Source organism: Trueperaceae bacterium (assembly GCA_031581195.1).
Lineage (GTDB): Bacteria > Deinococcota > Deinococci > Deinococcales > Trueperaceae > SLSQ01.
Genome location: JAVLCF010000115.1, coordinates 1 through 7,192 on the forward strand (window position 1 = coordinate 1; position 7,192 = coordinate 7,192).

General features: G+C 73.6%; 6 protein-coding genes. 3 read left to right on the forward strand and 3 right to left on the reverse strand.

Annotation, left to right across the window (positions count from 1 at the left end; translation table 11 throughout):
- Both RI554_09655 and RI554_09660 read right to left on the reverse strand, forming a co-directional pair.
- A partial coding sequence (locus tag RI554_09655; protein ID MDR9392279.1) for a hypothetical protein occupies positions 1 to 1,888 on the reverse strand: 1,888 nt, incomplete at its 3' end.
- Positions 1,885 to 2,103 (reverse strand): hypothetical protein, encoded by a 219-nt coding sequence (locus RI554_09660; GenBank protein MDR9392280.1) that lies wholly within the window; start codon positions 2,101 to 2,103, stop codon positions 1,885 to 1,887. The genes RI554_09660 and RI554_09655, both read right to left, overlap by 4 nt.
- A 356-nt stretch (positions 2,104 to 2,459) precedes the next feature.
- On the opposite strand from RI554_09660, the gene RI554_09665 reads away from it, so the two are divergent.
- The 3 genes from RI554_09665 to RI554_09675 all read left to right on the forward strand — a co-directional run bounded on the left by RI554_09665 (position 2,460) and on the right by RI554_09675 (position 6,422).
- Positions 2,460 to 2,924 carry a hypothetical protein gene (locus RI554_09665; protein MDR9392281.1) on the forward strand — a complete coding sequence of 155 codons (465 nt, stop codon included), beginning with the start codon at positions 2,460 to 2,462 and terminating at the stop codon, positions 2,922 to 2,924.
- A 177-nt stretch (positions 2,925 to 3,101) separates the two neighbouring features.
- On the forward strand, positions 3,102 to 5,186 hold the full coding sequence (locus RI554_09670) for a 3'-5' exonuclease (protein MDR9392282.1): 2,085 nt from the start codon (positions 3,102 to 3,104) through the stop codon (positions 5,184 to 5,186).
- Between the two features lie 81 nt (positions 5,187 to 5,267).
- On the forward strand, positions 5,268 to 6,422 hold the full coding sequence (locus RI554_09675; GenBank protein MDR9392283.1) for an Ig-like domain-containing protein: 1,155 nt from the start codon (positions 5,268 to 5,270) through the stop codon (positions 6,420 to 6,422).
- A 156-nt stretch (positions 6,423 to 6,578) separates the two neighbouring features.
- Here RI554_09675 and RI554_09680 read toward each other — a convergent pair whose 3' ends face one another.
- The gene (locus tag RI554_09680) at positions 6,579 to 6,737 is read right to left on the reverse strand and encodes a hypothetical protein (GenBank protein ID MDR9392284.1); all 159 of its coding nucleotides are present in this window, start codon (positions 6,735 to 6,737) and stop codon (positions 6,579 to 6,581) included.
- Between the last annotated feature and the right edge of the window lie 455 nt (positions 6,738 to 7,192).

The following is a 7,192-nucleotide window of genomic DNA, read 5'->3' on the forward strand; positions in this document are numbered from 1 at the left end:
TCCGCGGATCCGCACGCTCGGCCGCCCCCAACGGCGTCCCCCTCACCGGCGACGGGTACACGTCCGCCGGCACGAACGCCTCCACCCCCAACACGGCGTCCGACGATTCGCTCGCCCCCACCCGCCCGACGACGGCAGGCCCGGTCTCGCCGTCCTCGCGGACGGCGCCCACGAGCAGGCCACGGCGCAGGGTCGACGTCGACGTGGTCCCTCCCTTGGCCTTCAGGCGGCCGACGAATCCGCCGGTGGGGTCACCCCCCGTCACGTCGCCCGCGATGCGCACGTCGCGCAGCGTCACCGCACCGCCCGGGTCGACCTTGCCGACCGCACCCCCGACGTCGCCCTGCCCGTTCGTCGACGTCACGTCCGCCAGGACGTCGACGGCGTCGAGGGTGACGCTCGGGTCGGGGTCTGACTTCTCCTCGTCCATCCTCCCGAGCACCCCCGCGACGTTCGCCTTCAAGTTGCCGGTCGTCGCGATCACCGTGCCGTCGACGACCGCCCGGGTGACCGTGAGGTCGGCGGTGACGAGTTGGCCGACCAGACCACCCGCCCCTTGGTCGGCCTCCACGGCGCCGTCGACGTCGACGTCCACCAGCGTCGTGCCCTGGGAGGCCTCCCCGATCACGCCTCCGACGGCGTTCGTTCCCGAGACCTCACCCCGCCAAACGACGCCCTCGATCCTCGCCGTCCCCTTGTCCACGTGCCCCACCACGCCCCCCACGTTGGCCGCCCCCACCGTCGTCCCCGACACCGTCGTGGCGACCACCTCGGCACGCGCGCTCCCGTTCTCGACGATGCCGATCACCCCGCCGACGTTGTTCCCGGGGGCGGAGCTACCATCCACGTCGGCACGCACCGTCACGCCCTCGATCCGTGCCATCCCCCCGACCTTCCCGACGACGCCCCCCGCCTTGCGCAGGGTCGTCGACAGACGCGTCGACGGCTCGACGGCGACGTCGACCGTCCCGCCGTCCGCGAGGAACGACACGCCACCGAAGAGGCGTCCGATCATGCCGCCGGTGGCGTTCCCTCCCCGCAGGGTGCCCCGCACCGTGCCACCCGTCACCGTGAGGTCTTGCTCCGTGTCGCTCTTGGTGACGCGCCCGAACAAGCCCCCGATTTGGCGACCGCCCTCGACCTCGACGTCGACGCGGGGCCGGCGCACCGTCGCATCGGACGCCAGCTTCAGGTTGCCCACCAGTCCGCCTCCCCTGAGGTTGTCTCCCGCATTCGGCGTCGCCACGACGTCCACCTTGGACGCGCGGACGACGACGTCGGTCCAGGTGCCCCCGGACGCTCGCCCCGCGAGGGTGCCGACGGCCGTACCCCCGGTCACGTCGGCCCCGGAAATCGTCACGTCCGCCACCGTCAGCCCCTTCGCGTCCCCCGCGACCACGGCCACGCGCGAATCGCTCGACGACACGAACGAATCCTCGAACGTCAGGTTCCGGAGGGTGGCGTCCTCCACACCACCGAACAACGCGGCGTCGCTCTGGTCGCTCACGATGCGCAGCGATCGAATCGCGTGACCGCCGCCGTCGAACGAGCCTTGGAACCAGGCGTCCGTTCGCCGGGTTCCATCCGAACGAAAGCCGACCGGCACGACGGTCACGCCCGTCAGGTCGACGTCGTCCGTCAACGCGAACGACGCGGACCAGCAGGCGTCGGTGGTGCTGTCCGCATCGGTCAGCTCGGCGAAGCGGTCGGTCATCGAGGTGAAGGCGGTGACGTCGCCGATTTCAAACGGAGCATCGTCCGACCCCTCGCCCGGCAAAGGCATGCTGCAGGCCTGTGCGAGCGCGGCGCCGGACACGCCCAGAAGCAGCGCCGCGAGCGCCCACCGGGCGACGCGCCGGAGCGGCGACGTCGTCGCCGGCGCCCTCATCGCGGCGCCTCGTAGGTGATGGTGAGCGGCGAGCAGGCCTGCTCGCCGGACGTCGGTTCGGGGACCTCGGCGCCACACACGTTCACCTCGAACGAGGACGTGGCGGCGTCGGAACCGGGGGACGAACCGCCCGCCCCACCGCAGGCCGCCAACCCGAACGCACCGGCTATCACAAACACGATACGCATGTACCAGCGTAAACGTAATGGGCTCATGGGTCGCATTCCTTCCATCCACCTGGCAAGACGTGTCCCGGAGGGACCTTTGGACGAACGGCGGACGTTCGTACGACGCAACGCGACGACAGCGTAGCAACTCACGACGTAACACCGTCAAGAGGCCGGTGCAGGCCGTGCCGCGCGGGCCTCCTCCGCCCCCTCCCGCCATGGGACGTCGCGCCCGGCGCCGGGGTGCGTCGGACGGCGCCGCCGGTCCGACGCCACGCGCACCCCCGACCCGATGCGACGAACGACGCTGCCCGTCGCATGGGGGCGGTGGGGTACGGGCGGACCCCGCGACGCCGGCGTCCCCGAAAGGAGTCCCCATGGCCCCCCGACCCCCACGCGCTCCGGTGACCCCCCGACCCTCGACGGCGTTCCCGAAACCTCACGCCAGGCTCCTCCTGGCCACCCTGGCGACCCTCGCGCTCCTCACCGCCTGCTCGAGCGGTCCCTCCGGCCCCGTCGAGCGGTACGACCTCGACGGGCGCTACCAGCTCGACGTCCGCGTCACGGCCTCCGAGGACGATCGCGTTCCGGAGGGGGCGCGCGGAACCACCGAGTTCGTCGTGGAGACGACCGGCGACACCGCGGTCCTCTCCATCGACGGGACCTCGGTGTCCGGCTGGACGCGCGACGGGAACACCCTCCGCTTCGTCGGCAGGCTCGACGGCTGCGACGCGCGCCTCGACCTCCGCTGGACGAACCCCGACCGGGTCCGCGGCAGCGGACGCGACGTGTGCGACGGCCTCGAGGTGCGCTACGCCTACGCCGGCGAACGCACCACCACCCCGTTCGACGCGTCCCCGACCCCCTAGCCCCACCCCACGCGTCCGACGCGCTGGCGGGCGATGCGCGGGCGGGGGGCCGCACGGTCCTCCGTCGCCGCTCCGCCCCACGCCCGCACCCGCACCCCCGCACCCCCGCGGTGCCCCCGCCTCCGTGCGCCGCCCTTCGGGGTAGCCTGCGCCGAACCGTCGCCCCCGGAGGCCGCCATGCACGTCTACGTCGCCGACAGCTTCCTCGAGGGCCTCGCCCGCCTCGAGCCCGACGCGCGCACCCGCGCGCAGGCGACCGCGTTCGACGTCCAGGCCCGCCCCGACCACCCGTCGCTCCGCCTGCACCGGGTGGAGGGCACGAACGAACCGTTCTGGACCGCCAGCGTCGACATGGATCTGCGTATCGTGCTGTGGAAGCGCGGGGACGTCACGGCGCTCTGCTGGGTCGACCGGCACGACCCCGCCTACGCCTGGGCGCGCCGCCACCGCTTCGTCGTCAACCCCGAAACGCACGCCACCCAACTCGTCGCCACCGAACGCGTCGTCGAGGAGGTCACCGACGTCGTCCGCCGCACCGAAACGCGCGGGCCCGCCCTCTTCGCCGCCTACGGCGACGCGTACCTCACGGCGCTCGGCGTGCCGGAACCGCTCCTGCCCGCGGTGAAGGACGCCGACGAAGCGACCTTCCTCGACCGCGTCGCGGACCACCTGCCCCCCGAAGCGCAGGAACGCCTCCTCGCCCTCGCCGCCGGCGAGGTCGTGCCCGTCCCCCGCGCCGCCCCCGCCCGCGACGACGACCCGCTGGCGCCGTTCGGGACGGGCGACGCCCGCCGGCACTTCCACCTGATCGAAGCGCACGCCACCAAGGCGCTCGAGCGGGCGCTCGGGCAACCGTGGAGCGCCTGGTCGATCTTCCTGCACCCCGACCAACGCGACGTCGTCGACCGCGCCTTCGACGGCCCCGCCCGCCTCCGCGGCGGGGCGGGCACCGGCAAAACCGTCGTCGCCCTCCACCGCGCCGTCCGCCTCGCCCGCGAGGGCCGCGGGCCGGTCCTGCTGACCACCTACTCGCGCACCCTCGCGGAGCGCCTCGCCCCGATGCTCGACCTGCTGATGGACGCGGACGACCCCGCCCGCGCGCGCCTCACCGTCGCGCACCTGCACCGCTACGCCACCGAAGCGTGGACCGGCGACGCGCAGCCCCGCCTCGACGTCCTCACCGACGCGGCCCGCAAGCGCGACCTGGCGCGCGCCGCGGTCGCCGACGCCGGCGGCGACCCCGACGCCGACGCCCCCCTCCTCCTGGCCGAGTGGGAGCGGGTGATCGACCCGCACGGGCTCGCGACCCTGGGGGCGTACCTCGCCGCCGACCGCCGCGGGCGCGGCGAGCCGCTCGGGCCCGCCGCCCGCCGGCGGGTCTGGACGCAGATCGAGGCGCTCCGCGCGCGCCTCGCGCAGGACGACGTGCACACCTTCGCCGGCCTCGCTCACGCCCTCGCGGCCCGCCTCGACGGGGCCGGCGACGCGGCCCGCCCCTTCGCGCACGTCGTCGCCGACGAAACGCAGGACTTCGGGGCGGCGGAGCTGCGGCTCCTGCGCGCCCTCGCCCCCGCCGGCCCCGACGACCTGTTCGTGACCGGCGACCCCGGGCAACGCATCTACGCCGGCGCCTCGAGCCTGCTGGCGGCCGGCATCGACGTCCGCGGGCGGTCGCACGTCCTGCGCGTCAACTACCGCACCAGCGAACAGATCCGCCGCTACGCCGAACGCCTCCTCCCCGACGTGCACGCCGAGCCCGACGGCGACGAACGCCGCCCCCGCGTCGTCTCCACGTTCCGCGGTCCCGAACCGGACGTCGCCGTCCGCCCGACCGTCGCCGGCGAACGCGACGCCGCCGCCGACTGGCTCAAACGCCGCCTCCAGGAGGGCTACCGCCCCGAGGACGTCGCGATCTTCGCGCGCACCCGCCAGCTGCTGCAGGACCGCGCAAAGCCGATCGTGCGCGCCTGCGGGCTCGAGACGACGGACCTCGCCCGCAGCGACGGCCCGACCCCCAAACGCGTCGCGGTCGGCACCCTCCACCGCGCCAAGGGCCTCGAGTTCAAGGTCGTCCTCGTCGTCGCCGCGGAGGAGGGCCAGCTCCCCAACCCCAAGGCCCTCGACGCCGAAACCGCGAACGGTACCCCCGAGGCGGGCCTCCAGCGCGAACGCAACCTCCTGCACGTCGGCGTCACCCGCGCCCGCGAACGCCTCCTCGTGACCGGGGCCGGCGAGCGGAGCCGCTTCCTGCTCGACGCCTGAACGCCCGACCGACGGCCCCTTCGTGGCCCGGACCCCTCGACCGACGCGGGGCGCGTAGAATCGGCGGCAAGGAGGCCTCGCATGCCGACCCTCGCACCGTCCCACCCCCGGATCCGACGCGCCGTCCTCGCCCCCCTCGTTGCGCTCCTGGCCACCGCCCTGGTCGTGAGCGGCTGCACCACGAACGTCGCGCCGGCCGACCCTCCCGTCGCGGACCTCGTCGACGTGCGCCCGGCCCACCAGGAGGAGGACGTCCCCCTCGAGCGGAACCTCACCTTCCACTTCGACGGTCCCGTCGACGAAGCCTGGCTCCACGAGGACCGCTTCGCCGTCGACCCCCCCATCGGGTGCGCGTTCGCCTGGCACCCCGACCGGCACACCCTCACGTGCGACCCCGTCGCCCCCCTTGCGCCCGATACGACGTACGTCCTCACCCTCGCCGGCGTCACGCCCCCTGCGACGGCGTCGCTCGGGACCGCCAGCGCCGATGCGACGCACACCGTGACGTTCACCACCCGCAGCGAGGACGGTTTCGCGACGCCGCGCGTCGCGTCGACCGTCCCCGCCGACGGCTGGTGGGACGTCCGCCCGGACGTCGGCACGCTCGACGTCACCTTCTCCGTCCCGATGTTCGCGCCCACCGTCGAGGACGCCCTCGCGAACGGCGCCCTCACCCGCGGTGCCACGGCCGACGACGCGGATCCCCTCCCCTGCACCGATCCCACCTGGAACGACGCGTTCACGAAGGTGACCTGCAGCTACGAGGCCGGCGCAGGCCACTACGCCCTCGACGTCGACGCGACGATGCTCGGCGCGTCGGGCGAAGCGATGCAGGGGTCCACCGCGACCGCCTGGGTCGCCACCCCACCCCCCAGCCTGCTCGCGACGACGTGGAAGGGAACTTTCGTCACCCACTGGAAGAAGACGTCGCACGACGCGAGCCTGCGCTTCGCACCCCGCCGATACGATGGCACGACCCGTGCCGTCGCCACCGTCGAGGACGTCGGCGGAGGCCCCTTCACCTCGCACCTCGTCTTCACCCCCGGCGACCTCCGCGCAGGGGGAACCCTCCACGGAAACGTCGCGATGTGCCATACGCTGCATGCGGTGGTCGAGGCCGGCGAGGTACACGGTCACCTCAAGGCGGAGGGTGGGCCGATGTGCAGGAGGCCCCCGTACTCCGGGTCCCTCCACCTCACGAAGTCCGGCACCGACACCGTGAGGCGTCCCTTCTGAGCGATTCCAAGGCGGCGACGGGCGGACGTCACGCCCGCGCTCGGCGAAGGCGCGACGCTCGCGCGACGAATCGAGCTCGACGCACGGGACGCGATGTCTGCCTGGACCTTGCGCTCCCTCGACCGACGGTCGGCCCACCCGCCCGATCCGCGACCCTCAGGCTTGCCACACCGCCCAGCCCCGTGCACGGAGCTCCTCGGCGTACGCACGCTCCGCCTCGAGCGCGGCCTCCTTCGAATCGTGCACCGGCAGACCCTCGTACGCCCACGGGAACAGGCGACGCCCGAACCGACGCACGTACGGGTTCGACATCATGCCGCCGCGACGATGCTGCGCGTAACGCGTTTCGATCGGCTGCTTCGTACTCCCCACGTACACGACGGGGCGACCCGGCTCGTACCGAGGGTTCCTCTCTCGGAAGCGAGCTCGGCGAGCCACGTGGTCGGCGAGACGCACGACGTAAATGCGGTACGTGGGGTTCGATGCGGACGGGTGCCGTGGGTGATGGTTCATGAAGCGGACTCCTTCGTGATGGGCTCGACGACGCACGCCCGGCGCGCCGCTCCTTTTCATGGGTACGACAGGTCGAAGCGCCCGTCAAGCGCCAAGCGGGGTTTGCGCCCCCCACGAACCTCGTCCTGAACGCGCTTTCCAGGCGTCCCCTCGCGCGGACGAGCGCGCGCGCCAACGCAGGCCCCCCGGCAGACCCGACGGCGCACCCACCCCTCGGCATCACGCACCCGCACCCGCACCCCGCGCCGCTTCGCGCC